Source organism: Bacillus pretiosus, assembly GCF_052947655.1.
Window position 1 is genome coordinate 2,786,149 of the sequence record NZ_CM129593.1, and the last position, 25,926, is coordinate 2,812,074.

Annotated in this window: 37 protein-coding genes and 1 pseudogene; 14 read left to right on the forward strand and 24 right to left on the reverse strand. The window is 32.8% G+C overall.

Annotation, left to right across the window (positions count from 1 at the left end):
* Positions 1–18: 18 nt before the first annotated feature.
* The 6 genes from ACU8YW_RS14295 to ACU8YW_RS14320 form a co-directional block, all read right to left on the reverse strand.
* Positions 19–414 (reverse strand): hypothetical protein, encoded by a 396-nt coding sequence (locus ACU8YW_RS14295; RefSeq protein ID WP_000847587.1) that lies wholly within the window; start codon positions 412–414, stop codon positions 19–21.
* Positions 415–491: 77 nt separating this feature from the next.
* Positions 492–734, reverse strand: a complete 243-nt coding sequence (locus ACU8YW_RS14300; protein WP_000638305.1) for a GlsB/YeaQ/YmgE family stress response membrane protein — start codon at positions 732–734, stop codon at positions 492–494.
* A 172-nt stretch (positions 735–906) separates the two neighbouring features.
* Positions 907–1,872 carry a nucleoside hydrolase gene (locus ACU8YW_RS14305; protein ID WP_088063749.1) on the reverse strand — a complete coding sequence of 322 codons (966 nt, stop codon included), beginning with the start codon at positions 1,870–1,872 and terminating at the stop codon, positions 907–909.
* Positions 1,873–1,949: 77 nt separating this feature from the next.
* Positions 1,950–2,138 (reverse strand): DUF3970 family protein, encoded by a 189-nt coding sequence (locus ACU8YW_RS14310; protein ID WP_088063750.1) that lies wholly within the window; start codon positions 2,136–2,138, stop codon positions 1,950–1,952.
* A gap of 69 nt (positions 2,139–2,207) precedes the next feature.
* Complete coding sequence (locus ACU8YW_RS14315) at positions 2,208–2,993, reverse strand: class I SAM-dependent methyltransferase (RefSeq protein WP_088063751.1); 786 nt, start codon at positions 2,991–2,993, stop codon at positions 2,208–2,210.
* Positions 2,994–3,189: 196 nt separating this feature from the next.
* Positions 3,190–3,558 (reverse strand): hypothetical protein, encoded by a 369-nt coding sequence (locus tag ACU8YW_RS14320; RefSeq protein WP_088063752.1) that lies wholly within the window; start codon positions 3,556–3,558, stop codon positions 3,190–3,192.
* A gap of 451 nt (positions 3,559–4,009) precedes the next feature.
* On the opposite strand from ACU8YW_RS14320, the gene ACU8YW_RS14325 reads away from it, so the two are divergent.
* The 8 genes from ACU8YW_RS14325 (at position 4,010) to coaW (ending at position 10,016) form a co-directional block, all read left to right on the forward strand.
* A complete protein-coding gene (locus ACU8YW_RS14325; RefSeq protein WP_071723536.1) occupies positions 4,010–4,162 on the forward strand; it encodes a YqbF domain-containing protein in 153 nt (50 codons plus the stop codon).
* Positions 4,163–4,332: 170 nt separating this feature from the next.
* Positions 4,333–4,767: an exosporium protein ExsC gene (gene exsC / locus ACU8YW_RS14330; protein ID WP_446893962.1), complete on the forward strand. Its 435-nt coding sequence runs from the start codon at positions 4,333–4,335 to the stop codon at positions 4,765–4,767.
* A gap of 304 nt (positions 4,768–5,071) precedes the next feature.
* The gene (locus tag ACU8YW_RS14335; RefSeq protein WP_088608850.1) at positions 5,072–6,274 is read left to right on the forward strand and encodes an MFS transporter; all 1,203 of its coding nucleotides are present in this window, start codon (positions 5,072–5,074) and stop codon (positions 6,272–6,274) included.
* Between the two features lie 153 nt (positions 6,275–6,427).
* Positions 6,428–6,727, forward strand: a complete 300-nt coding sequence (locus ACU8YW_RS14340; RefSeq protein WP_088608851.1) for a hypothetical protein — start codon at positions 6,428–6,430, stop codon at positions 6,725–6,727.
* Between the two features lie 170 nt (positions 6,728–6,897).
* Positions 6,898–7,260, forward strand: a complete 363-nt coding sequence (locus ACU8YW_RS14345; RefSeq protein WP_061673347.1) for a hypothetical protein — start codon at positions 6,898–6,900, stop codon at positions 7,258–7,260.
* 178 nt (positions 7,261–7,438) lie between these two features.
* On the forward strand, positions 7,439–8,638 hold the full coding sequence (locus ACU8YW_RS14350) for an LL-diaminopimelate aminotransferase (RefSeq protein WP_262720077.1): 1,200 nt from the start codon (positions 7,439–7,441) through the stop codon (positions 8,636–8,638).
* 56 nt (positions 8,639–8,694) lie between these two features.
* Complete coding sequence (locus tag ACU8YW_RS14355) at positions 8,695–9,093, forward strand: 3-hydroxyacyl-ACP dehydratase FabZ family protein (protein WP_087983795.1); 399 nt, start codon at positions 8,695–8,697, stop codon at positions 9,091–9,093.
* Positions 9,094–9,185: 92 nt separating this feature from the next.
* Complete coding sequence (gene coaW, locus ACU8YW_RS14360) at positions 9,186–10,016, forward strand: type II pantothenate kinase (protein WP_098133251.1); 831 nt, start codon at positions 9,186–9,188, stop codon at positions 10,014–10,016.
* Positions 10,017–10,022: 6 nt separating this feature from the next.
* Here coaW and ACU8YW_RS14365 read toward each other — a convergent pair whose 3' ends face one another.
* The 7 genes and pseudogenes from ACU8YW_RS14365 to ACU8YW_RS14395 form a co-directional block, all read right to left on the reverse strand.
* Positions 10,023–10,532, reverse strand: coding sequence for a 2'-5' RNA ligase family protein (locus tag ACU8YW_RS14365; protein WP_098133252.1), 510 nt, complete (start codon positions 10,530–10,532; stop codon positions 10,023–10,025).
* A 117-nt stretch (positions 10,533–10,649) separates the two neighbouring features.
* Positions 10,650–11,129 (reverse strand): CcdC family protein, encoded by a 480-nt coding sequence (locus ACU8YW_RS14370; protein ID WP_098133253.1) that lies wholly within the window; start codon positions 11,127–11,129, stop codon positions 10,650–10,652.
* A 36-nt stretch (positions 11,130–11,165) separates the two neighbouring features.
* Positions 11,166–11,738 (reverse strand): annotated as a pseudogene (locus ACU8YW_RS14375) (DUF4052 family protein); the annotation flags it as partial.
* Between the two features lie 16 nt (positions 11,739–11,754).
* Complete coding sequence (locus tag ACU8YW_RS14380) at positions 11,755–12,627, reverse strand: ATP-binding cassette domain-containing protein (RefSeq protein ID WP_340437135.1); 873 nt, start codon at positions 12,625–12,627, stop codon at positions 11,755–11,757.
* Positions 12,628–12,629: 2 nt separating this feature from the next.
* Positions 12,630–13,004 (reverse strand): GntR family transcriptional regulator, encoded by a 375-nt coding sequence (locus tag ACU8YW_RS14385; protein WP_000805192.1) that lies wholly within the window; start codon positions 13,002–13,004, stop codon positions 12,630–12,632.
* A 125-nt stretch (positions 13,005–13,129) separates the two neighbouring features.
* Entirely contained in the window at positions 13,130–13,618 is a 489-nt protein-coding gene (locus ACU8YW_RS14390) for a DinB family protein (protein ID WP_088608857.1), read from the reverse strand.
* A 23-nt stretch (positions 13,619–13,641) separates the two neighbouring features.
* On the reverse strand, positions 13,642–14,220 hold the full coding sequence (locus tag ACU8YW_RS14395; protein ID WP_088608858.1) for a DUF4825 domain-containing protein: 579 nt from the start codon (positions 14,218–14,220) through the stop codon (positions 13,642–13,644).
* Between the two features lie 438 nt (positions 14,221–14,658).
* Here ACU8YW_RS14395 and ACU8YW_RS14400 point away from each other — a divergent pair, with 438 nt between their 5' ends.
* From ACU8YW_RS14400 to ACU8YW_RS14420, 5 genes are read left to right on the forward strand one after another with little or no spacing between them, the layout of a single operon-like run.
* On the forward strand, positions 14,659–14,799 hold the full coding sequence (locus tag ACU8YW_RS14400) for a YrzI family small protein (protein ID WP_000156189.1): 141 nt from the start codon (positions 14,659–14,661) through the stop codon (positions 14,797–14,799).
* Between the two features lie 27 nt (positions 14,800–14,826).
* Positions 14,827–14,970 (forward strand): YrzI family small protein, encoded by a 144-nt coding sequence (locus ACU8YW_RS14405; RefSeq protein WP_000142721.1) that lies wholly within the window; start codon positions 14,827–14,829, stop codon positions 14,968–14,970.
* A 28-nt stretch (positions 14,971–14,998) separates the two neighbouring features.
* Positions 14,999–15,142 (forward strand): YrzI family small protein, encoded by a 144-nt coding sequence (locus ACU8YW_RS14410; protein WP_017560126.1) that lies wholly within the window; start codon positions 14,999–15,001, stop codon positions 15,140–15,142.
* Between the two features lie 25 nt (positions 15,143–15,167).
* On the forward strand, positions 15,168–15,308 hold the full coding sequence (locus tag ACU8YW_RS14415) for a YrzI family small protein (protein ID WP_064469812.1): 141 nt from the start codon (positions 15,168–15,170) through the stop codon (positions 15,306–15,308).
* Positions 15,309–15,333: 25 nt separating this feature from the next.
* A complete protein-coding gene (locus ACU8YW_RS14420) occupies positions 15,334–15,474 on the forward strand; it encodes a YrzI family small protein (protein ID WP_064473550.1) in 141 nt (46 codons plus the stop codon).
* Positions 15,475–15,715: 241 nt separating this feature from the next.
* Here the strand turns inward: ACU8YW_RS14420 and ACU8YW_RS14425 are convergent, their stop codons facing one another.
* Entirely contained in the window at positions 15,716–16,801 is a 1,086-nt protein-coding gene (locus tag ACU8YW_RS14425; RefSeq protein WP_000837880.1) for an AI-2E family transporter, read from the reverse strand.
* A 149-nt stretch (positions 16,802–16,950) separates the two neighbouring features.
* Between ACU8YW_RS14425 and ACU8YW_RS14430 the strand changes: the two genes are divergently transcribed.
* Positions 16,951–17,772: an HNH endonuclease gene (locus tag ACU8YW_RS14430; protein ID WP_426934317.1), complete on the forward strand. Its 822-nt coding sequence runs from the start codon at positions 16,951–16,953 to the stop codon at positions 17,770–17,772.
* 228 nt (positions 17,773–18,000) lie between these two features.
* Here ACU8YW_RS14430 and ACU8YW_RS14435 read toward each other — a convergent pair whose 3' ends face one another.
* From ACU8YW_RS14435 to ACU8YW_RS14480, 10 genes are all read right to left on the reverse strand, one after another.
* The gene (locus ACU8YW_RS14435; protein ID WP_001289320.1) at positions 18,001–18,093 is read right to left on the reverse strand and encodes a putative holin-like toxin; all 93 of its coding nucleotides are present in this window, start codon (positions 18,091–18,093) and stop codon (positions 18,001–18,003) included.
* A gap of 223 nt (positions 18,094–18,316) precedes the next feature.
* The gene (ssuD, locus tag ACU8YW_RS14440; RefSeq protein ID WP_262720079.1) at positions 18,317–19,429 is read right to left on the reverse strand and encodes an FMNH2-dependent alkanesulfonate monooxygenase; all 1,113 of its coding nucleotides are present in this window, start codon (positions 19,427–19,429) and stop codon (positions 18,317–18,319) included.
* A 163-nt stretch (positions 19,430–19,592) separates the two neighbouring features.
* On the reverse strand, positions 19,593–20,441 hold the full coding sequence (locus tag ACU8YW_RS14445) for an ABC transporter permease (RefSeq protein ID WP_048566196.1): 849 nt from the start codon (positions 20,439–20,441) through the stop codon (positions 19,593–19,595).
* 16 nt (positions 20,442–20,457) lie between these two features.
* Positions 20,458–21,444 carry an aliphatic sulfonate ABC transporter substrate-binding protein gene (locus tag ACU8YW_RS14450; RefSeq protein WP_088063764.1) on the reverse strand — a complete coding sequence of 329 codons (987 nt, stop codon included), beginning with the start codon at positions 21,442–21,444 and terminating at the stop codon, positions 20,458–20,460.
* 18 nt (positions 21,445–21,462) lie between these two features.
* Complete coding sequence (locus tag ACU8YW_RS14455; RefSeq protein WP_262720080.1) at positions 21,463–22,218, reverse strand: ABC transporter ATP-binding protein; 756 nt, start codon at positions 22,216–22,218, stop codon at positions 21,463–21,465.
* A gap of 171 nt (positions 22,219–22,389) precedes the next feature.
* Positions 22,390–22,914: a ribonuclease FAU-1 family protein gene (locus ACU8YW_RS14460; protein ID WP_426934318.1), complete on the reverse strand. Its 525-nt coding sequence runs from the start codon at positions 22,912–22,914 to the stop codon at positions 22,390–22,392.
* A gap of 166 nt (positions 22,915–23,080) precedes the next feature.
* Positions 23,081–23,566 (reverse strand): NUDIX hydrolase, encoded by a 486-nt coding sequence (locus tag ACU8YW_RS14465; protein ID WP_088063767.1) that lies wholly within the window; start codon positions 23,564–23,566, stop codon positions 23,081–23,083.
* Positions 23,559–24,608: a hypothetical protein gene (locus tag ACU8YW_RS14470; protein ID WP_262720082.1), complete on the reverse strand. Its 1,050-nt coding sequence runs from the start codon at positions 24,606–24,608 to the stop codon at positions 23,559–23,561. Before ACU8YW_RS14470 ends, ACU8YW_RS14465 begins: the two co-directional genes overlap by 8 nt.
* 12 nt (positions 24,609–24,620) lie before the next feature.
* Positions 24,621–25,094, reverse strand: coding sequence for a tetratricopeptide repeat protein (locus ACU8YW_RS14475; RefSeq protein ID WP_137036125.1), 474 nt, complete (start codon positions 25,092–25,094; stop codon positions 24,621–24,623).
* 137 nt (positions 25,095–25,231) lie between these two features.
* Complete coding sequence (locus ACU8YW_RS14480) at positions 25,232–25,921, reverse strand: phosphopantothenoylcysteine decarboxylase domain-containing protein (protein ID WP_048566190.1); 690 nt, start codon at positions 25,919–25,921, stop codon at positions 25,232–25,234.
* Between the last annotated feature and the right edge of the window lie 5 nt (positions 25,922–25,926).

The following is a 25,926-nucleotide window of genomic DNA, read 5'->3' on the forward strand; positions in this document are numbered from 1 at the left end:
AGCTTTACATATGTATTTTTACACTTCGATTGACTTACCATCTTCAACAATATGATAAAGTAAGTGAGCTAAATGATGAATTGGGCCATACTCTTCCTCTTCTTCATCTGTTTCACCTTGGAACTCAAGATCATTTAAGTACAGTGCTAAAAATTGATAGTATAGTTTTAAATCAAATCCGTAGCACGCAGTTGGCTCTTCATGATCACCTTCGTATTGTAACATTAAGTATTGATCGTTTCCTTCTGCATCTTCTGCGTCAAAGAATACGAAGAATCCAACGTTTGTATCTAAATCAAATAGATGACGAGTGCCTTTTTCTGTTGCTTTGTTGAAGTCCTCTTCACTTAATTTATGTACTGTTGTCGCTTTAGCATTATCTTCTTGATGGAAATTTACTGTAAATGTTTTCAATGCTGACACCTCCTGATTGTATAATACTAGCATAACATATAAAAAGGACTGCTTACAAATGTAAACAGTCCTTACATTCATTTTCGCATTGCTCGTAATAAGAAGCTTACGATGAAAATTAAAACGATCGCACCGATTAAAGCTGGAATAATTGCATATCCACCAATGACTGGACCAAAACTACCAAGTAATTTCGAACCAATCCATGAACCGATAATACCAGCAATAATATTACCAATTACACCACCAGGTACGTCCTTTCCAGTAATTAAGCTCGCAAGCCATCCTAATATACCACCGACGATTAAAGACCAAATCATATGATAACCTCCTTTATATTTTACCAATCAAAATATAATTAGAAACAATTGCTTACCATTAGTTATGTTACATTTTTCAATAGTTATTCATACAGATCAACTATTAGATTATTTCAAAATAATGAAAGGCCAGTTTTTCGACTCGAGGTTGATGTTATTCGTAATACACATATTAAGGACAGTCAGGCTTTAATATTGTCCGCATAAACTCTTCTTTAAATGCAGGATAGTTAAAACCAACTGCAATTTTTTGAATTGGTCTATTATCAAATGTTGTTGGCTCGGCTATTTTTCTAAAGTCTGCCACACTTTGTCCTCTTGTTACGTCATTTGTCGTACTGATCCAAACTGCTGACTTTTTATATTCAAAAATATCATCATTAATAAAGGAAATGAACGGAAGTAAATCGTGAATCGGACTTCCAGCAATACCCGGGTATTCTTTTTTATAAAAGTTCTCATAATAAAAATCGATCATCGGTTTAATAAGTTTCGCCTGTCCTGTTCCTTCTTTATTAATAATATCCACCATTTCAGGAGTAATGAGGGCCGCTTGCGTTACATTTAACGGATAAATAGTCGCATTCTTTGCGTACTTCATCACAATATTTGCGGCGATTGGATCTCCATAAAAATTAGCTTCTGATACAGGAGTAACGTTACCAGGAAATAAAAACGCACCGCCCATAATATAATATGAACATACCTTATCCATTACATTTGGATATAATAAAAATAACGTTGCCAATGTTGTTAATCGTCCAGTCGCTACGATAATAATATCTTCTGGACAAGGCTCGATTAATTTAATTAACTCACAAAAATTTTCCCGTTTACAAATCCTCATATCAGGTGGAATAATCGGCCCCAAACCGTGATCCCCATGAATTTCGGGAAAGAAAAATGGTTCTTCCGCTGTCATTGGTCTAGCTGCACCCTCAATGATTTTCACTTCTGTAGCATAGTATCTTTCTAAAAAATACACATTTTCTGTTACGATTTCTCGCGATACATTCCCATATTCAGCAACAATACCTATGATATCTAATTTACATGTTTTATTTGCATAAATTAACGCCACAGCATCGTCAATACCAAAGTCTCCAAAAAAGATGATTTTCTTTTTAACTATCCTCACCCCTCTTCAACATAATCTACTACTATTATTATGTAAAAAAGACAAGGCTGTGAAACAGTGCAAACTAAAAAAGCCGCCTATTTATTGGCGACTTCAATCCTTTTATATGATAAATATGCTAATACATTCTTACTTGAATCGTATTTTGGATTATTCCCTTTTCTCGGTTCTCTCATATGTGTTTTTTCAAATCCAGGAATGTCCGGCATTTTCTCCATAAATTCAAGCATTTCTTCTTCAGTTCCTTCAATACGTACGCGAATCATTATTACTTTTCCTCAATTCTCATTTTCTCTGTACTAAGTATAACGTACTTTGAAAAGACTGCAAGAAATTTATCTTTTTAATGTCGCGCTTTTTTTACATACAAACAATGCCATTTCAGTATAAAACGAATTTATTTTATTATTTTCAATTTGAATATTAAAGAATTCTTGCATTTCAACTGGTGTTTTCATCATACACTCTGTTAATTTCATACGTTTCTGCAAAGGTACATTCATCATATCGCACCACCAGTCAAATTCAAATCTCTTGTCAAAAGTAAGACATGACTGCATTTGCAAACCGTTTTTTTCTAACAAGGTAATCCATTCTGTTTTTTTCAGCGCTCGTTCATGACTCGGATCCCGCTTTTTTTCTATAAAATTATAAAATGTATCGTATTCATTATTTTCCGGTGAAACATTATCTATTAAAATAAACAATCCATTATGTTCTAACGTACGATTTACTTCATATATAAACTGAGGTGGATTCGTAAAATGATGTGCTGCAATTCGGCACGTAATTGTATCAAAAAAACCATCAGCAAACGGTAAACTTTCAGCGTTTCCAGCAATAAAAGATACATTTTCATGTCCATTACTGATAATAAAATTTTTCGCATTCTCTAACATTTTTTCTGTTAAGTCTAAGGCAACTACTTCTTTAAACAATGGAGCTAATATATTCGCAACATGTCCACCGCCAGTAGCAATATCAAGAAGACGATTATTATGACGAGACTCAACTTGTTGAACTACATATTGTAAGTCTGGTCCATTAGCATGAATTTTACTTTTTACATATTTTTCAGCATTATTACCAAACTGTTGTTTCACAAGCTCTTCTTTACTCATTTTATCATCTGCTTTCTATTGTTATTTACATATAGGATTCATATAATAATTAAAGTTCTCTTTATGTATTTTCAAATCCTCTTTTCAGCTTACTTCTTATCATGCTTTCCTATCATCAATATAATATAAATTTTACGTTTTATTCCTAAACAAAAAAGGCTACGGAAACTTGTCCCCTAACCTGACTAAATATTTATTACATTTTTACTTTTTCATATACATCTATATAATATAAATCCTCTTTTAACTTCATAATAACGTCTACTTCGTTATAAGTAGCCTCACGAGCATGTAAACCAAATTGATCCATACCAATCCATATCCATTCAGGTGTATGCTGTAGAACATCTATGTTAAAATAATCTAATTTAATAAGCTCCGATTTTATAAATTTATCTTTATTAGCGATTTGTTTATCCATTAAGCCGTATTCTTTTCCATTTTCAAGTAGCGATATAATTTTCCCTAAAATCGGATGTTCACGTATAATAAAATGATATTCCCTTTCGTCTATATTCGCCATAATTAAACGAGAATTAGATAAATCTAATCCCAAACTCGGCATATTTATTTTAATCACCTCCAATATTGGTTTCATCTCCATCCTAACAAACAAATATTTAAATAATATTAATATAATGTAAAAATATAAAGGCTGATTTCCCTTTAGAAATCAGCCTTTATATTTTTATATCGTTTCTTTTTCCTCATTATTTCTAGAAACTAAATTTCCAATAGCATCTGCCGTTACTTCAACTACAAATTCACACATACCTGCTACAACTTCTCCAATTACTTCATCCATCTTTTTCCCCCCTTATTTTATGTTACATATTTCTAGTATAGGAGAGGTTGGTTATTTTTAACTATCGGAAAACGTGACAACAACATTACAGTTTTGTAAGCTTTTTCAATTTACGTAGCTTCTATCCTTTGAAACTCCAAGTATGATTAACAAGCATATAGGCCATCATAATATTAATTAAGCTCCAATTATGCTAGAGGAGGCGTGTAAAATATACTACGTAAAATTAATTAAAGGTCAATCATTCTATGCTTTTGATCATCGTTTCTTAATGTCTGAAGAAGAAAAGGTTTCCGAGAAAGTTTATAATTACTTACGTCGTAATGAATTTTTCGAAGTACGTAAAGAAGAATATTCTGCTTAATTAAAAAAAGCATCAAGAAATATATCACGTAATTGTGATATATTTCTTGATGCCCTCATGTAATCTCCCTCTTTTGATCAATTTTGCTCAATTCTCTTAAAACATTCTATTATTTGTCCAAGCTATTTTATCGTAAATTTCATATTTTAGTATATGAGGAGGTGACAAATATGACTCATATCATTGATTACCAAGCTACTCAACCTATAAGTAAAACTGGTGAAACAACTTTTGCAATCCCAACTTCTCCAAATAAAGCAATTCTAGCAAATTTGAAATTAAGAATTTCAAGTAGAGATTCACGTAATAATCGAGTAGAATTAATAGCTACAGTTGGTGTAGAAGGTATAACTGAGATTTCACAAATTTTATTCCGAATTTTCCGTGATAACATTGAAATTTTTAATACACAAGTAGGTATTGAATCTACAGATTCTGAACAATTCTATGCTCAAACATTTCAAGCTATAGATCAAAATGTTAGTAGTGGAACACACGAATACTCATTAACTGTAGAAAACCTAACTAGTGGTGCAAGTGCAGAAGTTATTGGTCCTCTATCTTTTAGCGCTTTAGCTATTGGACAAGAACGTAAATGCTGCTAAGCCAATCTAATATTTAATTTTGTACTTGAGAAAAGCAAGACGTAGTATATGCGTTCTTGCTTTTTTAATTTCTTTATATTTATCCTTATTTTTAAAAGACACTTCATCATAAAATTTTTACATTTTCATTGCTTATTTTAGCAACTAACAAATCAAATTTTTGACAAATCAAAAAGATTGAAATCCACTCATGAAACACGTAATATAGACTCTGACTCTAAAAAAGTTCGTTGAAAATAATACATAAAATAAGGAGGTTTTATATACGAGTTTTTCATTTTAAAAGACGGAGAGGTTTTACATTATGTGGCGTAATAAAAATGTTTGGATTGTGTTAATTGGGGAGTTTATTGCTGGTCTAGGGCTATGGCTTGGTATTCTTGGCAACCTTGAATTTATGCAAAAATATGTTCCTTCTGATTTCATGAAATCAGTTATATTATTTATCGGACTATTAGCTGGTGTACTAGTTGGTCCTATGGCTGGTCGTATTATCGATCAGTATGAAAAGAAAAAAGTTCTTCTTTATGCTGGGTTCGGTCGCGTTATTAGTGTTATTTTTATGTTTTTCGCTATCCAATTTGAAAGCATTGCCTTCATGATTGCATTTATGGTTGCTCTTCAAATTTCTGCAGCATTTTACTTCCCTGCATTACAATCTGTAATTCCACTCATCGTACGTGAGCATGAGTTATTACAGATGAACGGTGTACATATGAATGTAGGTACAATCGCTCGTATTGCAGGTACTTCACTAGGTGGAATTCTTTTAGTTGTAATGAGTTTACAGTATATGTATGCCTTCTCAATGGCAGCATACGCTTTATTATTCCTCTCAACTTTCTTCCTACAATTCGAAGATAAGAAATCAACAACACCAAGTAAACAAGCTGCGAAAGATAATAGCTTTATGGAAGTATTTCGTATTTTAAAAGGAATTCCTATTGCTTTTACAGCACTTATATTAAGTATTATCCCTCTATTATTTATAGCCGGATTTAATTTAATGGTAATCAACATTAGTGAAATACAACATGATCCAACGATTAAAGGCTTTATATATACCATTGAAGGTGTCGCATTTATGTTAGGGGCCTTCGTTATTAAACGTTTATCTGACCATTTCAAACCTGAAAAATTATTATATTTCTTCGCTGTTTGTACCGCTTTTGCACACCTTTCCTTGTTCTTTAGCGATATAAAATGGATGTCTCTTACATCATTTGGTTTATTTGGTTTTAGTGTTGGTTGCTTCTTCCCTATTATGTCGACAATTTTCCAAACGAAAGTGGAAAAAAGCTATCATGGTCGTCTCTTCTCATTCCGTAATATGTTTGAGAGAGTTATGTTCCAAATTGTCTTACTCGGCACAGGCTTCTTCTTAGATACGATTGGATTGCAATATATGGTTCTCATTTTCGGTGTGATTTCATTATTAATTATTTTCATTTCATTATCTAAACAGAAACAATATGAAAAACAACCTTCGCAATCTGCGAATTTATAGCATAAATAAAGACGCATGGACCATATTAGATTAATCCATGCGTCTTTGTTATATAAAGCCTTATTTATTACGCTTATTATAATTATTTAAAGGAGTACCCTCTTTCACTTTCGAATACAGTATACTAACATGATATATACAGGAGGTGCGAAATTGTCTGATGGTATGCAGTTATTTAGTATCTTTATTTTTGTATTAGCTCTGTTTAGCATCATAAACTTTTTAGCAATTTCCTTATCTGGACATAACCTTAAAAGAAGAATTATCGCAGGTTTCATTTTTTTACTACTAACTCCTATTGTTTTTTTTGCTACCGTAGCATTCGCTTCTATATTTGATAAAGCTGGATTTGGCGCAGGTGGGCTAGCCTTCATTGTTGCAATTATATATATTTTAAATGGGATAGTAATCCTATTTTCCTCTTTATATTTCCTCAAAAGAGACATAACATAGGCTACTGTACTCGGCATGGATCTGACTTTACACTAGATTCATGCTTTTTCAATTCCGCCTAAATTTTTATGTGAAATTAAATAATTCTTTATAAAAATTTAAACTTTATTTATTACAATATTCGTATCGTATTCGCACGTTTATTAAAAATGAAAAGAAAGGAGTACAAAATGAAAAAGGTTCTATTAATTATTCCAATATTCATCGTTCTACTTAGCGGATGTAGCAATAATGATATATACGGTTCTTGGGAAGTCGTTGACAACAAAAATGGTCTTTGCCCTGCATCTTATAAATTTGAAACAGTTGTAAAAGAAGAAAAGAAAGAAAAAATTGTTCAATATTTAGTGGAGATGCAAACATCAAAGGAAAAAGAAGATTTATACAAAGGCTCATTTGTAAAGAATTCTAATGTATATCACATTGATTATGGTAACTCATTTACATCGGATCAAACTTTAAAAGTTGTCGATGGCAAATTAAATGTATACTTTTATGCAGTAGAAAAGTTATGTACATATAAAAAGAAATGATTACACTTCATATAAGACGCAGAAAATATTTTCTGCGTTTTTTATGTTTCTCCTTATTATCCTCCCTCTAAATTTGTCAATCGTTTTAATTTTCATAAAAAAATGATAAAATGTAAACATGTGTTTTCAGAATAATTAAAAACGCAGAAAGAAAACACTGTTTTTAGGAGGGGTTTTGATGACTTACACGTTAGCAACTAGAATGAAAGCATTCCAATCTTCTATATTTAGTGAATTAGGGGCTTATAAAAAAGAAAAAATTGCAGCAGGTCACAAAATGATTGATTTAAGTATCGGGAATCCTGATATGCCGCCTGCTGACTTCGTAAGAGAAGAAATGGTACATACAGCAAGTGAAAAAGAAAGCTATGGATACACATTAAGTGGTATTCAAGAATTTCACGAAGCTGTAACTGAATATTACAACAACACTCATAACGTTAAATTAAATGCCGATAAAGAAGTTTTATTATTAATGGGTTCACAAGACGGACTCGTTCATTTACCTATGGTTTATGCAAATCCGGGAGATATTATATTAGTTCCGGATCCAGGATATACAGCTTATGAAACTGGAATTCAAATGGCTGGTGCAACATCTTACTACATGCCATTAAAGAAAGAAAATGATTTCTTACCTAACTTAGAGCTAATTCCTGAAGAAATTGCCGATCAAGCGAAGATGATGATTTTAAACTTCCCAGGGAATCCGGTTCCAGCAATGGCTCATGCAGATTTCTTTAAAGAGGTAATTGCATTTGCGAAAAAGCATAACATTATTGTTGTCCATGATTTTGCTTATGCTGAATTTTATTTTGATGGTAATAAACCAATTAGCTTCCTCTCTGTACCTGGTGCTAAAGAAGTTGGAGTAGAAATCAACTCTTTATCAAAAAGTTATAGTTTAGCAGGTAGCCGTATTGGATATATGATTGGAAACGAAGAAATTGTTCGTGCACTTACTCAATTTAAATCAAATACAGATTATGGTGTGTTTTTACCAATTCAAAAAGCGGCATCAGCGGCACTAAGAAATGGCGCTGCGTTTTGTGAGAAAAATCGCGGTATTTATCAAGAACGTAGAGATACTTTAGTTGATGGATTCCGAACATTTGGTTGGAATGTTGATAAACCAGCTGGTAGTATGTTCGTCTGGGCCGAAATTCCGAAAGGCTGGACTTCGATAGATTTCGCTTATGCATTAATGGATCGTGCGAATGTCGTTGTTACACCAGGTCATGCATTTGGACCTCATGGAGAAGGCTTTGTACGTATTGCACTTGTTCAAGATAAAGAAGTGTTACAACAAGTTGTTGAAAACATTAGAAATAGCGGTATTTTTTCTCTTGAAAAAGTAAATGAATTAGTTAAAAATTAATGATAACTCCCCTGCTTAACTGTAGCAGGGGTATTATTTATTGGAGGTACTTTCATATGCATATTCAAGACACTCTTCCTCATCGTTATCCTTTTTTAATGATTGATAAAGTAACAAATGTAAAACATGGTGAATCCGTTACGGGATATAAACTGATTTCAAATAATGAGTGGTTTATAAATGATAATCAAAAACATATGCCTCATATGTTAATTGTAGAAGCACTTGCTCAGCTTAGTGCATTTGTAAATACAAGTGACTCTGAAGGGCTAGGCTTCCTCTCTTCGTTGGATGGGGTTGAATTCCACGGAAACGCATATCCCGGTGATAAACTTGATTTACATTATAAGCTTACTCGCAATCGTCGAGGTTTTATTCTCGGTAAAGGTACTGCAACTATTAACGATCAGCCGATTGTAACTATAGAAAAGCTATTAATATATCAAGCAGAATAGAGACGATGTAATTCGTCAGGATATCTCCCTCCTACAAATTCGTCTCGCCAACATGAACAGAGTAAACAAATTACTTGGTTAGGAGCAGGAAAATGGAAAGTACTATCGGTATCGATGCTGGAGGAACATTAACGAAAATTGCTTATTTGAACGAACAAAAGCAATTAGCTTTTGAAAAATTTTATTCAAATGAACAAGATAAAATAATAGATTGGCTTAAGAAAAGCACTCGTATAAAACAAATATGTATAACAGGTGGTAAAGCAAAACAATTACAGCAACTACTTTCAGACTCATATAATATAGTAGAACTAAACGAATTTGAAGCTACTCTTGTAGGTGTCCGATACATATTAAAAGAAGAGCAATATGATATAAACAACTTTATTTTAACAAATATAGGTACAGGTACTTCCATTCATTACGTTTATAATGAAAAATATACTCGAGCTGGTGGAACGGGTGTTGGCGGTGGTACTATTATGGGGCTTTCAAAATTGTTAACAAATATAGATCATTTTGAAGATGTGATTCCTTTAACAAAATTAGGTTCTAGAAAAGAACTAGATATTACGGTCGGTGATATTTATGGTGGCATTCTCTCTCCTATTGATAATAGCTTAACTGCAAGCAATTTTGGTAAAGCTACCAAAACAGATTCAAATTTTAGTAGTGCTGATATACTAGCAACTGTGCAAGGACTTGTCGGTGAAGTTGTTACTGCATTAAGCCTTCAATTCGCCGAAACAAAAAACATTGACCATATTATTTATATTGGTTCCACTCTATGTAATAACGTACACCTTCAAAATATTATTAGTAACTACACAAAATATCAAAAGAAAACACCAATCTTTTTACGAGATGGTGGTAATAGCGGTGCGATTGGTGCTTTACTTCATATTACGGATAAAAAAAGCTGACACTTGTCAGCTTTTTTGCAACGGTACTTCAAATTCTATAATTGATTCCCCATTCTCTCCAATTCGCTCTACACTAACTCTATCAACTATACATTGTAACTTTTCAGGGAAATTATGAATATCCTTAGCTACTTCAGCAGCTAACTCAGTACGTTCTTTTCTCCCGACTGTTACATGCGGTATATACGGAATATCTTCTTTCAAAAATTGTAATAAGGCTCCTGTATATAGCAAGTCATGTAGTTCTTCTATTTGTTTTTGCCCCTTTTCAACTCGTAAAAATAAATATTCCCCTTCACCCGAAATTTGATTCGCAAATTCTATTTCTATCTCTTGTATCCCTTTTGATAATTTTAAAATATGTAATTTCAGCTCATCATTTGAAATCGAGCTTTCAAATGGGAATACAATTGTAATATGCGGTGGGATTAAACCAAATAAAGGATCATGTTTTTTCCTAATGTTCTCTATTTCATTAATAGACATGTCGTTTAGAAAAAGTAAAATTGTACGCATTTTTATATCCCCTACTTTCTCTTTTTATATTCATCATATTGTATGGTAGCTTGCACTTCAACAAATGATTTCAATTACATATAAAAAGAAAAAACTTCTCAAAAGAAAAGTTTTTTCTTATAAAGCATGATTATTATTTTCCCGCCAAACTTTCCTAAACTTTATATAACAAGCAATTCTCCAAGGAATAATATACGAGACAGCAACAACATAAAATAATAAACCAATTGTTTGTTGATCTAAGTCAACAATATATTGTCTTGAACCATATCTTAAAAAGACAAGTGCAATAAAAGTAATTAAAAAAGCTGCACTTTTTTTCGTATAAATATTCCCATCATCTCTTCGTTCATAATTTGTTAAAACTATAAGTGGTACGGCGAGAAGAATTCCAATCGATACTGCTATAACTACTTGTACTATAGCTGGATGTACGGGACCAAAAAACCATAAAACACCCGGTGTTAAAAATAATAATGGCCACAAAATACGTAGCCCAGTTCCCTTTATAGGTTTATACATAGATCGATAACGACGCCAGAATATTATTAGTGCAATGCATAAAAAAAATGTAATGAGTGAAGATGTGTCTCCCATTTGCTACCCTTCTCTCTATAGTAATCTAATACTATTTTAAATCGTTTTTTCGAATGATACTTTTCGAATAAATATACTACTAGTTATGATATAAAGAACAGTTAATCCAATTGAAATAACAGTAAAATATGGAATATCTACTGAGGATACATCACTCGTAAATAATAAACTGGTTACTCCTGCTTCCCCATAAAGCACACTATTTGTTGATAAGAAAAGTGTTCCACCAATCATAAGACCAATCCACTTAAATCGTTGCTTAAAAACTACTACCACTTGAAAGAAACATGCTGTTGTAACATAAAATAAAAATTGCAAAATAAATTGTTGTACCGATTGCTGTCCAAAATTAACATTTACTAAGTTATATTTTAAATCTTGTAAAAGCATAACTTGAAGAAATGAAAATAATGCAGATTGAAGTACAATGTAACAAATTGCTCCGATAAAATATTGTATTCTCGTTACACCGAATGAAACTGCTAAACGAAATAGCTCATCTTGTATGATGAAAACACTCCCTACTATAAATAACATAATTGCTATTGAAGGGTTATTTATAATTTCAGGTAAATAACCAATGTTCGCTCCATTTAAATGAGCAGCATTTGCTTCATTAACATCGTCATTTCACTTCACCACCAGTTATGTGTATAAATAGTTTTTGTAATGTAATTCTATCAATCAGTAACCCTTCTTTTTCAAGAGAGTAATAATCTTCATTAGAAAGTTCTTCCCATATAACAGCAATCCCCTTATTTCCATAAACTTCTCGATTTATTATTTTTTTATTTATCGAAAACTCATCTACTTTATCTTTTTTTCCTGAAATAATATGAGCTTGTTGCAATAAATCTTCCACCGATGATTGAACAACAAGTGCGCCTGCTTTTATGATGATTACATCTTCAATAACATGGGTTACTTCTTCTACTAAATGTGTTGATAATATAATTGTTCGTGGATACTCACCGTAATCTTCTAGTAGTAAACTATAAAACAACTCGCGATGTGCTGCGTCTAAACCTGTAGTTGGTTCATCAAAAATGGTAATTGGCGCCCTACTTGCTAATCCTTGAATAATTCCTACAACAGTTTGCATTCCATGTGATAGTTTATGGTATTTTTCTTTCAAATTAAGTTGAAATTTCTTGGCAAGTTCTTCAGCAAACTCTTGATCCCAGTTTTTATAAAACATGTTACATAAATTAAAAATTTCTTTAATTTTATTATTTAGATACGCAGCTTCTTTCACTTTAATAAAACAAATATTTTGCATCGCTTTACTATTTTCAAAAACATGTTCGCCAAATATTGATATACTTCCACTACTTGAAGTAATTTGGCCTGCAAGTAAATTTAATAGTGTCGTTTTTCCTGCCCCGTTTCTACCGAGCAAACCATATATTTTATGCTCTTCCAATGAAATCGTTACTTCATTTACTGCTATTTTCTTTTTATATTTTTTCGTTACGGCTTTTGTTTCAAGTGCAATCATCCCTATTTCCCTTCCTTCGTAATTTTTTGAATCATATCCATCAATTCATCTTTGGATATTTCTAGTACTTTTGCTTCTTCCCACACTTTAGGTAAATATTCAGTCATAAAAGTATTTTGTCTTTTTTTAAGTACGACTTCTTTCGCTCCCTTTGCAACAAACATCCCAATCCCTCTCTTTTTATATAGAATCCCTTCATCCACTAATACATTTACCCCTTTAGCTGCAGTAGCTGGATTTATTTGTAACATCTTCGCAAATTGATTTGTTGATGGAACTTGTTCTTCTTCAAGTAATATGTCTTTTAAAATATCAGATTCAATCGTTTCTGCAATTTGTAAGTATATTAATTTATTTTGCTCCAGAGTAGGTTTCACAATTTCACCACCTTAGGTTCTTAGGTTCATTACTTATGTAATTAACCATATCACATTAAATTATTTATTTCCATAAATTTCTTTTACAAAAAAAGAGAGTCATTCGTTTAAGAATGGCTCTCTTTCTAAAATGTTGAAGTTTCAACTCTTGTTCTCAAATTCTTTTCATTTATTCCATTTTGACAAAAGTTAAATTGTTGTTCCGTTATGGACTTTGTACGATCTACTACTTGCCCTAAATGATAACTTGTATGCTCCGCTAAATGTAATAAGCTATGAAGATCCATATGCTTTTTTTCTTCGCATGCTTGTAAATATGCTTTTCTCCATTCATCAAATACTTCTTCAACGTACTGTAGCAAAACTTCAGTACGTTGTCGCTTTACTGGAAAATACTCCTCGATTCCCTTTTCAAAAACTATATTTGGATTTTTATAACGACTAGTATTTCTCTGTATATGTTCACTAATATGCAGTACGATTCCACCAATTGAATTAATAGAGTCCCTTTGTTTCCACAAATCTTCTTCACTAACGAGGCTAATTGCCTGTAATAACTTAGGTAAATAATGATCTTGCATTCGATGATAAGTAATTTTGTATACTAACTCCACCTATTCTCCTCCTATCATTTCAACTACTGCACTGGATATTTAACAAATATAGATTTCCGAAACTCTTTCTCATTTATAAACATTGTAATTTTTTCGCTATTATCGTTAAGGAACTTTACTACTTTCTTTTTATCCCATATATCATTTTCTTTTGGAAAATCATCAAATTTTTCATACAAGATTGATAGTATATCTTCTCTTTTTATCGTGAAATTTTTATTTTCTACTTGAAACTCGTAACTTTTCGCATTTGGTACTAAAATCGCTAGATAAATAACGTTAAAGAGAAAATTCTTCTCCATTGTGTCCTTGCCATCAAACCAATACGTCTCAACCATGTCTTCTGTCAGAGTTCCATTTGCACCATAGTTTACCTTTATACTTTCATTCTCCAAACTAATACTTTGAAATGTATCACCACCGGGTAAATGATTAACAATTGCAACTACATCTGAGTTATTACCAACGTATGTCCCAGCATATTTCTTAAAGTCACTAGGTTCAACATCAGATATTTCTTTTATTCTTTCTCCGCTAGAACAAGCAGTAATACATAAAAAAATTGTTAGCATAACAACTACATTACGATGCATATATTTCATTTAGCATCCCCCATTTTATCGATATTTCGTTCATTACAATACTTCTTTCCAAAACCCTTTAAAATATATGCATTTTAATCAAAATTAAAAATTTTCAATTTTTATGTTTACAATTATCCATTAATTGTATATACTTACTAACGTAAGAAAAAATTCTAAAAGGAGGTCGAAGGAAATGATGAAATTACAATTACATGCTTTAACTTTAGCGTTAACTGCACCTTTGTTTTTCGGACAATTAAATATGAATTCGACCACCCTAATGGAGAATTGAAAATCGCACTTTATTTCTATTAATTCATAAATTCGCCACAGGAGGTCGTATACTTTCCTGTGGCCTTTTGACGCCCAGCCATAGGAGAACTATATCTTCCTGTGGCTTTTTTGTGCGATTTTTTAGCCTCTTATATTATTTTTTAAAGAAAGGAGCAACATTCGATGACCATTAGCGTATTGTTTTTAAGTATTACGATTCAAAGAAATACAATTTCCAAAGATGAAATTTTTCATAATGAGCAAATTGAAAAAGCTATGAATGATGTTAAGGAGCGCCAAGCGCTTTATTGTGATCACCTGTAATTCCTTTTCGAAAGGAGGAATTCATTTATGACTTTTCATATTTTCTTTTTTACAACTGTACTTCAGAAAAACACTTTATCTGAAGATGAAATCATTCGTAAACAACAATTAAAACAACTGACTGATAAAATGACTGACATTAAAAGTTCATACTATACGCAAATGTATTAAAAATATATTTTAAAGGAGCAATACCTTCATGAAATTCAAAGCATTCTTTTTAACAATCACCATTCAAAAACGTAAGCTTTCTCAAAGTGAGATTTTGCGTGAGCAACACATTCAAACTATTATGGACGAAGTGAAAGAGCACCAAGCTTCTTATTACAGCCGTCTTTTCTAAATAACTTTTAAAGGGGAAAAAACAAATGAAATTTAAAGTATTCTTTTTAACGATCACCATTCACAAAACTAAGTTCTCAGACAGTGAGATATTGCATGACCATCAAATTAATAAAGCTATGGAGGATGTAAAAGAACGTCAAAGTCACTACTGTAGCCATCTATAATTCCTTTCGAAAGGAGGAATGTATCATGAAGTTTCACCTTTTCTTTTTAACAATTACAATTCAGAAAAAAAACTATTCTGATGCGGAATTAAAACAAGAACAACAATATAAACAGGTTATAGACGAAATTCGAGATCGTAGAAGCAAGTACTACTCTCATCTATAATCTTTTAAAAATATAAAATTTGAAAGGGGTCGATTATGATGTTGCTAGCACGCTGTAAGGAAATGATTTGGATAGTTCAGAGGGATTCCACATAGTTTTATTGGGGCTATATCATACAAGTTTATCGTTATATTTGATATGTAATAAATATATAATAAAAGTATATGCATACACTTTTTTACATTGATTAACAAACAAAAGATACACCACTTAAAAAGCGGTGTATCTTTCTCAACTTATACTATTTTCGATTACTTCGTTTCGTCTTAAACAATCTCACTAAGTTCGATACAACTGTTTTTGTTACTGCATAAACTGGTACTGCCAAAATCATTCCGATAATTCCCGCAAAGTTACCTACCCCTAAAATTAAAATAATAATTGTTAACGGATGGATATTTAATTTTGAACTCATAATACGCGGTGAAATGATGTTACTTTCAAACTGTTGTACAATTGTTACGATAATAATTACGTACAACGCTTGCATCGGAGATACGAACAGACCTACAATAACAGCTGGTGCTGCACCGATAAATGGACCTAGGTTAGGAATGATATTTGTAAATGCTGCTATAATTCCTAAAACGAAAGCGTACGGTAAATCGATAATTAAATAACCGATAAAAGTAAAAGCACCTACAAATATACAAACGAGCGCTTGTCCTTGAATATATGCAGATAATGTTTCGTTCGTTTCCTTAATGATACGAAGTCCTTCTTCACGGTAAGACTCAGGTAATAGACTAACTGCTTTCCCTGGAAACGCATGTCCATCTTTAAACATATAAAATAAAATAAACGGTACTGTAAAGATAACTAATGCGACGTTCGTTATAATACCAAATAAAGCCGTTGCACTCGACGTAATTGTGTTTGGTATATCTTTTAAGTATTCAATTGCATTTTTTTCAATTGTTTCAATGGAAACATAGTTTTGTGTAGATAACCATTCAAACAATCTATGATGGGATAAATCTTGTATGTATAGTTTTCCCTCTTTAATATAACCGGGCATATTTTTTACTAAATCCATTAACTGTTGCGAGATCGTTGGAACAACTACCCCAACTCCAACTGCAGTTAATGTTATAATAAAAAGATATAACAGTAAAATCGCTAAATTTCTAGGTACTTTTTTATTCTCCAAAAAGACTAACAATGGGTTAAATATGAAGTATAAAAATAACGCGATTAAGATTGGGAAAAACAACGTTGATATGAAGATACCAATCGGTTGAAATAGAAACGATATTTTTGTGCAAATAAATATGATCGCTACAACCATTAGCACTTCTAATGTCCAAAAGTGCACTTTCGATTTCAAAAAAACGTCCTCCTTTAAACTAGCACTTCTCTTCATTGTACCAAAATAAGCAAGAATTTCACATAATATTTTCCTTTACAATATTCCAAAATACCAATAAATACACTACAATGAGATTACATACAAATTTGCAGGTAAAGGTGATAAAAATGACACAATGCATCATATGCAGAAAAGATACGAAAGAACTTAGTGAACAATATGTCATCCCCGAAATATTATGTGGATATTATTTCACAAACTCAATTTGTGATACTTGCCATGAACAAATGACAGCAAATATTGATCGCCCCTTAATTCGGCATAAATTAAGTCAATTTAAGATTGAGCAAATGAAAAAACAAATTGATTCCCCGCTCTATACGAATGAACATGGTGAGGAACTTGCGGCTGCTGAGACAGATGTTGTTGAAGTAAGTGATGAAATACTTTATTCCAATGCATTAATTATGAAACTATGTAAAAAGCACGATATTTCGCTACATAATGAAATTTGGAAAGAAGAACGTGTAACGAAAGTAGCTAGCTCTATTCAACGTGAATTACTTTTAGATAACCGTAAATACAAAATGAGTGTATTAAAAACAGCTTATACTTTCGCTGTCCAAGCTGTTGATGGCTATTTTGAAGATCCAGATGCGATTGTTATTTCTAACATTCTATCAAATGCCGATTTTATGGAATTAAAAGAAAAAAGTATAGTTCGCGATTTAAGTAAAAGTTCTTTATGGAATACATTAAATACAAATAGCGAGAACCATTACTTTATTTTATTAAGTGATAAAGATGGCCTGTTCTGTTTCATTCGTCTATTTGATATATTTGACGTTGTCGTTCATTTATCAGAAAAGAGATATGAACTTTCATCTCCAATTGTCGGCATAAATGATGTAAATAGGCAGGAATTTTATGTCCAAACTTTAAAACAGTATATGGATGGGCTATTTAAAGAAAAAAAACCTACTATTTAATCGAAATCAGAACATACGGTCTCCTTTCTTGATGAAAAGACACTGTGTTATAATAAGTATGAAAAGAACAATACAATCACATAAACCGATTATTAATTGTAAATAAATAAAAAAGACCAGTGTGCGGCTACACACTAGTCCACGTAACTTAGCAGATTGGATTGTTCATTTATCCTATTTGTTTCTTACAAACAAAACAACCCACATTCTATTGGCATAGGTGGGTTGTTATTTTTTGAGCTTGTCTATTAAAACGACGACGAACGTTAACAATGCAACGAGAAACAGTCCACCCTGCAGTAGCAACGCTATTTCACTCACGTATTATCACCCCCCTCCTATTTGGAGAAGTGATAATTGAACAACCAACCGTACCTTAAGTTACTATTTAATTTTACCATATTTTCTAATAGTTTACGACGAAAACCCGCAAGTGAAATACTTGCGAGTTTTTTTATCCCGTATTAACAGGCAGTAAACAAAATGAAGCAAAACATAGGTGAAACTGCCTGTTAATAGCCGATTGGTTCAACTTTATTTCTCACTATTTTTTTAATGCATATGCATCAGCTATCATTTCACCAACAATTTTATTTTCTTGTTCCTTCTCGTCTTTCAATAAAGGAAATAACAGTTCTGCCACTTCATATGCCTCTTCTAAATGGGGGTATCCTGATAATACAAACGTATCAATTCCTAACGCTTCATATTCTTTTATTCTTTCTGCTACTGTATGCGGATCTCCAACAAGCGCAGTGCCAGCACCACCTCTTACAAGCCCAATTCCAGCCCATAAGTTAGGACTTATCTCTAACGACTCTCTCGTTCCTTTATTTAAATGTGTCATTCGTTTTTGTCCAACTGAATCATATCTTGCAAATGTTTTTTGAGCGAGCTCAATTGTTTCATTATCTACATATTGAATTAACCTTTCAGCCTCTTCCCATGCTTCTTCTTCTGTCTCTCTTACAATTACGTGTAGTCTAATACCAAATCGTACGTTACGCCCCTTCTCTTCCGCAAGTTTTTTTACTTCATCTATTTTCTCTTTCACTTGCTCTGGTGGCTCTCCCCAAGTTAAATATACATCACTATGTTCAGCCGCAACTTCTTTACCTGCAGCGGACGATCCGCCAAAATAAATTGGTGGATACGGTGTTTGAACCGGAGGAAATACAACTTTACTCTCCATAACTTTAATATGTTTTCCTTCTAAAGAGATCGTTTCACCTTGTAATACTGACTTCCAAACCTTTAAAAATTCATCTGCAACTTCATATCTTTCATCATGTTCAAGATACAATCCATCACCTTGCAATTCAACAGGATCTCCTCCAGCTACTACATTAATAAGTAATCTCCCATCTGAAATTCTATCAAATGTAGATGCCATCCTCGCTGCAACTGTCGGTGACATTAACCCTGGTCTAACTGCTACTAAAAATTTTAATTTCTCTGTCTCAGCCGCAAGAGCTGATGCTAACACCCATGGATCTTCACAACCTTGACCAGTTGGAAGTAATACACCAGTATATCCTAAATAATCAGCTGCCTGTGCAACTTGCTTATAATAACCATATTCAGCTGCTCTTCCTCTTTTTGTCGTTCCTAAATATCGACCATCTCCATAAGCCGGAATAAACCATAATAATTCCATATCTTTACACACCCCTTATTTATTTTGAAACGTATACTAACATACTCTATATAAATTACCCCTAATAATTTACCCCGCTATTTGCGGGCAGTAAGATCCCGATTGGTGAGGGCTGATAATCAGTGGGGGATGTCCCCTACTGATTAAAGTTTCACTTTATATGTTAATTCCCTGTCTCTCCTTTAAAATTATCTCGCCATCTTAAAAACTTCACTTCTAGTAAACGTACGAGTGAATCAGAAAACTTTCCAACGAATGCAAAAATAATAATGCCGACAAATACGATATCTGTATTTGAAAATTGCCTTGCATCCATAATCATATAGCCGATACCTTCTGTAGACCCCATAAGTTCTGCTACTACTAAACTCACCCATGCAACTCCTAATGATAATCTTGCTCCGAGTAATAGGTTCGGCAATGCTGCTGGTAAAATTAATTTTGTAATTAATTTTCTTTTACTAAACTCTAACACTCTGGCAACATCGAATAACTTTGAATCTACACCTCGTATCCCTAAAAACGCGTTTACGTATAGAGGAAAAAATGCACCGTCCGCAATTAATAATACTTTCGATGTTTCTCCAAAACCGAACCATAATACGAAAAGTGGCGCAACAGCTAAATGAGGTACAGTTCTTAACATTTGTACAGATGGATCTAAATATTGCTCACTTCTCGTTGAAAATCCAACAATCGTTCCTAAAATAATTCCTAAACTCCCGCCGATAAAGAAACCAGCCGCAGCCCTAAATACACTGATACTTAAATGACCGAATAACTCTCCTGTTTTAATAAGTTCTTGAAAAGCTAGTAATATATCTAATGGCGTTGGTAAAACTGTTTTAGAAACTAAATCGAATACGCCGGCTAACTGCCAAATAATTAATACGATAATCGGTATAGTAATCGCTCTTACTAGCACTTTTACATTCGTCTTTCGCACTTTCTTTACATTGTTTTTGCCAATCGTTATACTCGCCCTTTTCATAACAGCTTTCGTATTCTCCAATTTACAAAACCTCTTTTCATTTCGCCTTTAATGCTTTTTCTACGAAAGAATTATCTACAACTTTATCTGTTTTGATTTCTTTCTTTATAGAGCCGAGCTTATATTGAAAATCCGCTGTCTTTTGCTGTTCGGCTATTATTTCTTTCGTTACCGGAACTAAAATTGGTTTGTCGTGATCAAACACTTCTTTTACAATTTCTTCATCTATCTTCTTTGCAGAAGTATATATTTTTATCGCTTCATCTAAGTTTGACTCTTGCCATACACGTGCTTTTTCATAAACTTTAAGGAATTTCTCAACTAATTCTGGATGTTCCTTCGCAAATTTTGTTCTCGCAATTAAAAACTCTGGTGAAGAAACATTTAATAGTTCACCATCTGCAATAACCTTTGCCCCTTTATTTAACGTATGTAGTGAAATGAATGGATCCCAAATGGCCCATGCATCTACTGATCCGGATTCAAATGCCGGCTGCGCTTCATCTGGTTGCAGTTGAATGACATTTACATCTTTCGCATTTATACCTTCTTTTTCTAATGCTCGATATAATAAATTAAATGCGCTACTTCCTTTTGCTACTGCAATTTTTTTACCTTTTAAATCTTTTACACTCGTAATCTTGCTATCTTTTTGTACAAGAATCCCTGTTCCTTTTCTCGCATAACTTGTATTAGCAATTTCAGTAAATTCAATACCTGCAGCTTGCGCTGAAATAACTGGGGAGTTCCCCACTTCACCAAAATCCAACCGATTTGATGCGATTGCCTCAAAATAAGGAGGTCCGCTTTGAAACTCTGTCCATTTCACCTTAACTCCTTCTTTTTTTAACTCCTCTTCAAACCACCCTTTTTTCTGTGCCAGTAAGAGCGGGCTTAATCCTTGCTGTATACCAATTTGTATTGTTACCTCTTCTTTCTTACTACTTGCAGTGTTTTTTTCACATCCTAATAAAAGTAAAGATATAACTAATGCAAAAGAAAGAACCTTACATTTTTTATACATATATAATCCACCCTTTTCCTATATACTTGTTTGAATCAGTCCCCCGTGTTCAAACTGATGTAGCACCTTCGTTCGAAGTTGTTGGAACGATTGAGAAGTTTTATTTCGCGGATAAGGCAAACTATTTTCAATAACTTTATGTATTTTCCCAGGCTTTGTACTCATGATGATAATTCGGTTTGAAAGATATATCGCCTCGTCTATATCATGAGTAACAAATATCATTGTCGTTTTCTTTTGTTCCCAAATGTTCAGCAGCACTTCTTGCAAATGACTTCGAGTAAAAGCATCCAGTGCCCCAAATGGTTCATCAAGTAATAATACATTCGGATCTCTTAATAAAGCCCTCGCAATCGCAACACGTTGTGACATTCCGCCTGAAATTTCTTTCGGATATGATTTTTCAAAACCATCCAATCGAACGATTTCAACCCATTCCTTTACCTTGTCTTTTACATACTTATCTTTTAACGACAGATCTGCAGCAACATTTTCTTCAACTGTTAACCACGGAAATAAACGATGTTCTTGAAAAATAAAACCTTGTTTTTTACTCGGTTTTACAATTTGCTCTCCATCGATGATAACTTCACCTTCAAATTCGTTATCTAACCCCGCAACAATTTTCAAAAGCGTACTTTTCCCACAACCACTCGGTCCGATTACAGTGACAAAATCACCTTTCTCTAATTGAAAATTAATATCTTCTAATACTTGAACCGTACCAGTTTGTTTCGAAAAATATTTTGATACCCCATCAATTGAAACAGTCACTTCTTCCCCTCCTTGAAATGATTCATTTAAATGAATAGATTCAGCATTTGTATAATAAAAAAACCAAAGGCATTTTATCAATAGATAAAATGCCTTTGGTTTCTCCAATCAGCAATACGTTATAGAATTAACTACATATTATACAAATATTTCCGATAAGTCAACTAGGTTTTAATGAACGATATTTATTTTTTTATAAAGAGTAGCAGTTTCTGAAATGATTTTTGGAAGTGACTCTTGAATTGTGTTTTTGACTGTATGAAGAGCCTTTTCTACATACCCGTCTTCAAATTGTTCTAACGACTCAGGTAATTCATCCTCATCCAATATAAAAAATTCTCCACTTGGAAGTATCATAATATCAAGGATTAAATCTTCAAAGGATACCACTTCATCCGTTATACATGTATTCTTTACAATATTAAAATACGAACCTAGATACCCCCCATCCTGATCTCTCCAAACGTATAAATTATATGGAAGATTTCCCCAGTAATATGCAACTGTATAACTTCCTTTCGGGATTGTTAACTTCTTATCGTTTGCTGCCATTGTAAAAGAATACTGTACTTCATGATATAAAATAATTTTGTCCTGCTGCGCTTCTATTAGTAAACAAGCATGATCTATGGTTGTACCATCATATCGGATTTTTCTTTCAATAATTTCAATGTCTGACGTACGTAAGCAACTCATTTTTTATTTCCCCTTTTATTTTAGTTCTTTCATTATATCCCTTTATATTTCCATTAAGAAAGCGTCCAGTCAATTCATTCATTTTTTTAAGTTAATATTTATATAATCTCATTTTCTACTTCACAAAAAAGCCCCTTCTAAATTAGAAGGAACTCCAGTATTATTATTATTTTATAACCCATGATTTGTAAGCCTTTACTTCTAAACTAAACTTAGATTCTTTTAACCACTCTACAGCACTACACACAAGAGGAGATGAATTATCTTCAGTAATACTTTCTATTGGAATCCATCTAGCTCCTAATGAATCTTGCTCTTCAAATTGTTCCGGTACTTTGAATTCACCTCCGCACCTTTCTACAAAGTAAAAAACTGCGATATGATGTACATGTGTGTACTCATTAAATTTTGATGGAAATTGAAAATCAATTGTACATACTTGTTTTACTACCGTTACATTTAGCCCCGTCTCTTCTTTAATCTCTCTATGAAGTCCAGCTAATAATGATTCTCCATCTTCTAAACTACCACCAGGTAGATCATTACGATTTCTATATGGACCTTTAATTTTATCAATTACTAATAAATTATTGTTTTCGATACAAATGCCATACACACCAAACGCACGATGAAAATTAGTAGCATTATTCATGCTTCAACTTCTCTATAACCGCATCATAAAACTTCCGTTCCTCATCAACATTTAAGTGAACACGACTTACTGTTTTAGAAAATCCATATAACAATTGTGCTTTCACTGGCTCTTTTAGCGTTATTTCAAATGTTGGAGGTTCCTTTATAAATTCCATCACAGTTGCGTCAAGAACTTCTTTTTCTTTCTTTAAAGGTTCGCCTTTATAAAATGCAATTTTATCAATTTGTGTAAATGGTATAACAATTTTCTTTCCTAATCCGATTTGAATGATTACTCGTTCTTCTGTAACAATAATTGGATTTTTACGCATTGCTTGTATTTCAGCTAAAAAATAAAACATTGCGTATGCGTTTAAAATAAGTAAAATCCATGCTACTACTGGATTCCATTGATGAAGTAAATAATGAAAACCAATACTTTCTATTATGGTCGCATGAATGATCATGATATATACACCTATTGCACCGGTCTTTTTGTGATATGAGTATACGGATTCACCTTCCGGTACTTTTATATGCCACGATAAAAATGCATAATAGATTAACTTACACTCTGTTACAATGATATCTACTAATTTATTTCTTTTCATAGTAGCATCAAACGCTGCATCAATCGCATAAGAAAATGAAGAATATTCTCTTCTATATTCTTTATATCTTTTGATTGTATTAGGAAGCACTTTAACGATTTTATACAACAGGAATAGTTCTAGACCTACAAAAGCAATTTCTCCCGCAACTATAATATAAGAAACGTTTGAAAAAGCTTGTAAATAGTCACTTGGAATAATAAATCTCACAAATATATATCCAGCTATTACGACAGGAAATATATACGTTAGCGAGTATCTTTTTTGAATAATAAAGAAATATGTAATAATCGGAATTACAAACATACAATCTAACAAAGAACCAAGCACTACTTCTTTCGGAGCGGCTGGTACAATCGGAAGGGCATACAATAAATAGTTTGATAACAAGATGAAAGATACGAGTCCAATCCAAATGCCTTTTCGCCTTCGTGATAGTGTGGCATTCATACGTTCACTCCTCTATTTAAAAACCTCGTTTAAATGATCTTTATAAAATGTAATCGCACGTTCAAATTCTTTAACTTCGTCTACTTTTATAACCGTTTCAAGTAATAATTTCATCGCGGATTCATGATCGTTAACGTTATATTTTGCTAATGATAAAAATACTTTTATCACGTCATTATCCGGAAACTGCTGCAAACCTGTTTCTAAAACTGTAATTGCTTTGTCATACTCACCTATACAACGATATGTACTTCCAAGACCGATATATGCACCGCAAAGTGACTCACCATCAAGACCATTTGCAATTGCCTGTTCATAATACGGCACAGCGTCTGTTTCAAGTCCCATTACATCATGTATCCAGGCACATTGAAAAAGCACTTCTGCATCCCGCGTAAAATTGGTTAACCCCATTAGTATCTCTCTAGATTGCGCATATTTCTTTTCATTTCTTAGTTTAATCGCTTGCTTTAATAAATGTTCCATAGAATCCACTCCTCACCAATTATTTTATGTATCCATCTTGAATGGTTAACGTTTGTGTAAAAGTAAAATTCCCATAAATTAAAGTTTCGCTTACCTATATATACTATGCGGATTCACTCTTATCCAAATACTTAAAATTATAAAGCAGTAATGTGATTACATAGTACCTCTAACCTTTTGACAATTTCTTTCGCCGTTTCATCTTTCCCATTACATAACTTCCCTTTACCGTCCTGTCCAATTACGTAGTGCACCGCTCCACGTGAATATAAAGAATGTGGTGAATTTGCAATCATTACATTTGCCTTAGATTCTTTCATTCTATTTTTCGCTCTTTCAAACAATTCTTCTTCATTTACATCACTTTCAAGTTTAAAGCCAACGAGTACGGTTTCTGGATCCCACTCTTTTATTTGCTTTAATACTTTTGGAGCCTTTTGAAAATGAATAATTGGCGCTATATCACTTGAAATTTTCCCATTCATATTAAGAACATTACCATCTTGATCACAAATTTTGTCTACAACCCAATCTGATCCAGCCGCTGCCATAATGACCGCATCGACTTTTTCATGTGTAATTATACTTTTCATTTTATCTTGTAAATCAACAATTCCTTCAAATGGGTGTAATTCTAATTGATTGTTTACATCGTTCGGTTTCTCAGCGAAATAACCGTGTAAATATATAACATGTGCTCCTTTACTTATAAACTCTTCAGCGATTATTCTACCAATTGTTCCTTTTGCCATATTCGTATGACCACGCACTTGGTCCCATTTTTCTAAACAACCACCACTCGTAATTAATACCTTTTTCCCCTTCATTGTAA

Excerpts from the sequence above, each read along its gene's own strand:
- ACU8YW_RS14300 (WP_000638305.1), bottom strand. The coding sequence starts at position 734 with ATGATTTGGTCTTTAATCGTCGGTGGTATATTAGGATGGCTTGCGAGC.
- ACU8YW_RS14310 (WP_088063750.1), bottom strand. The coding sequence starts at position 2,138 with ATGATTCGCGTACGTATTGAAGGAACTGAAGAAGAAATGCTTGAATTT.
- ACU8YW_RS14315 (WP_088063751.1), bottom strand. The coding sequence starts at position 2,993 with ATGAGTAAAGAAGAGCTTGTGAAACAACAGTTTGGTAATAATGCTGAA.
- ACU8YW_RS14320 (WP_088063752.1), bottom strand. The coding sequence starts at position 3,558 with ATGCCGAGTTTGGGATTAGATTTATCTAATTCTCGTTTAATTATGGCG.
- exsC (WP_446893962.1), top strand. The coding sequence starts at position 4,333 with ATGACTCATATCATTGATTACCAAGCTACTCAACCTATAAGTAAAACT.
- ACU8YW_RS14335 (WP_088608850.1), top strand. The coding sequence starts at position 5,072 with ATGTGGCGTAATAAAAATGTTTGGATTGTGTTAATTGGGGAGTTTATT.
- ACU8YW_RS14345 (WP_061673347.1), top strand. The coding sequence starts at position 6,898 with ATGAAAAAGGTTCTATTAATTATTCCAATATTCATCGTTCTACTTAGC.
- ACU8YW_RS14350 (WP_262720077.1), top strand. The coding sequence starts at position 7,439 with ATGACTTACACGTTAGCAACTAGAATGAAAGCATTCCAATCTTCTATA.
- ACU8YW_RS14355 (WP_087983795.1), top strand. The coding sequence starts at position 8,695 with ATGCATATTCAAGACACTCTTCCTCATCGTTATCCTTTTTTAATGATT.
- coaW (WP_098133251.1), top strand. The coding sequence starts at position 9,186 with ATGGAAAGTACTATCGGTATCGATGCTGGAGGAACATTAACGAAAATT.
- ACU8YW_RS14365 (WP_098133252.1), bottom strand. The coding sequence starts at position 10,532 with ATGCGTACAATTTTACTTTTTCTAAACGACATGTCTATTAATGAAATA.
- ACU8YW_RS14370 (WP_098133253.1), bottom strand. The coding sequence starts at position 11,129 with ATGGGAGACACATCTTCACTCATTACATTTTTTTTATGCATTGCACTA.
- ACU8YW_RS14380 (WP_340437135.1), bottom strand. The coding sequence starts at position 12,627 with ATGATTGCACTTGAAACAAAAGCCGTAACGAAAAAATATAAAAAGAAA.
- ACU8YW_RS14395 (WP_088608858.1), bottom strand. The coding sequence starts at position 14,220 with ATGAAATATATGCATCGTAATGTAGTTGTTATGCTAACAATTTTTTTA.
- ACU8YW_RS14400 (WP_000156189.1), top strand. The coding sequence starts at position 14,659 with ATGACCATTAGCGTATTGTTTTTAAGTATTACGATTCAAAGAAATACA.
- ACU8YW_RS14405 (WP_000142721.1), top strand. The coding sequence starts at position 14,827 with ATGACTTTTCATATTTTCTTTTTTACAACTGTACTTCAGAAAAACACT.
- ACU8YW_RS14410 (WP_017560126.1), top strand. The coding sequence starts at position 14,999 with ATGAAATTCAAAGCATTCTTTTTAACAATCACCATTCAAAAACGTAAG.
- ACU8YW_RS14415 (WP_064469812.1), top strand. The coding sequence starts at position 15,168 with ATGAAATTTAAAGTATTCTTTTTAACGATCACCATTCACAAAACTAAG.
- ACU8YW_RS14420 (WP_064473550.1), top strand. The coding sequence starts at position 15,334 with ATGAAGTTTCACCTTTTCTTTTTAACAATTACAATTCAGAAAAAAAAC.
- ACU8YW_RS14430 (WP_426934317.1), top strand. The coding sequence starts at position 16,951 with ATGACACAATGCATCATATGCAGAAAAGATACGAAAGAACTTAGTGAA.
- ssuD (WP_262720079.1), bottom strand. The coding sequence starts at position 19,429 with ATGGAATTATTATGGTTTATTCCGGCTTATGGAGATGGTCGATATTTA.
- ACU8YW_RS14450 (WP_088063764.1), bottom strand. The coding sequence starts at position 21,444 with ATGTATAAAAAATGTAAGGTTCTTTCTTTTGCATTAGTTATATCTTTA.
- ACU8YW_RS14460 (WP_426934318.1), bottom strand. The coding sequence starts at position 22,914 with ATGAGTTGCTTACGTACGTCAGACATTGAAATTATTGAAAGAAAAATC.
- ACU8YW_RS14465 (WP_088063767.1), bottom strand. The coding sequence starts at position 23,566 with ATGAATAATGCTACTAATTTTCATCGTGCGTTTGGTGTGTATGGCATT.
- ACU8YW_RS14470 (WP_262720082.1), bottom strand. The coding sequence starts at position 24,608 with ATGAATGCCACACTATCACGAAGGCGAAAAGGCATTTGGATTGGACTC.
- ACU8YW_RS14475 (WP_137036125.1), bottom strand. The coding sequence starts at position 25,094 with ATGGAACATTTATTAAAGCAAGCGATTAAACTAAGAAATGAAAAGAAA.
- ACU8YW_RS14480 (WP_048566190.1), bottom strand. The coding sequence starts at position 25,921 with ATGAAGGGGAAAAAGGTATTAATTACGAGTGGTGGTTGTTTAGAAAAA.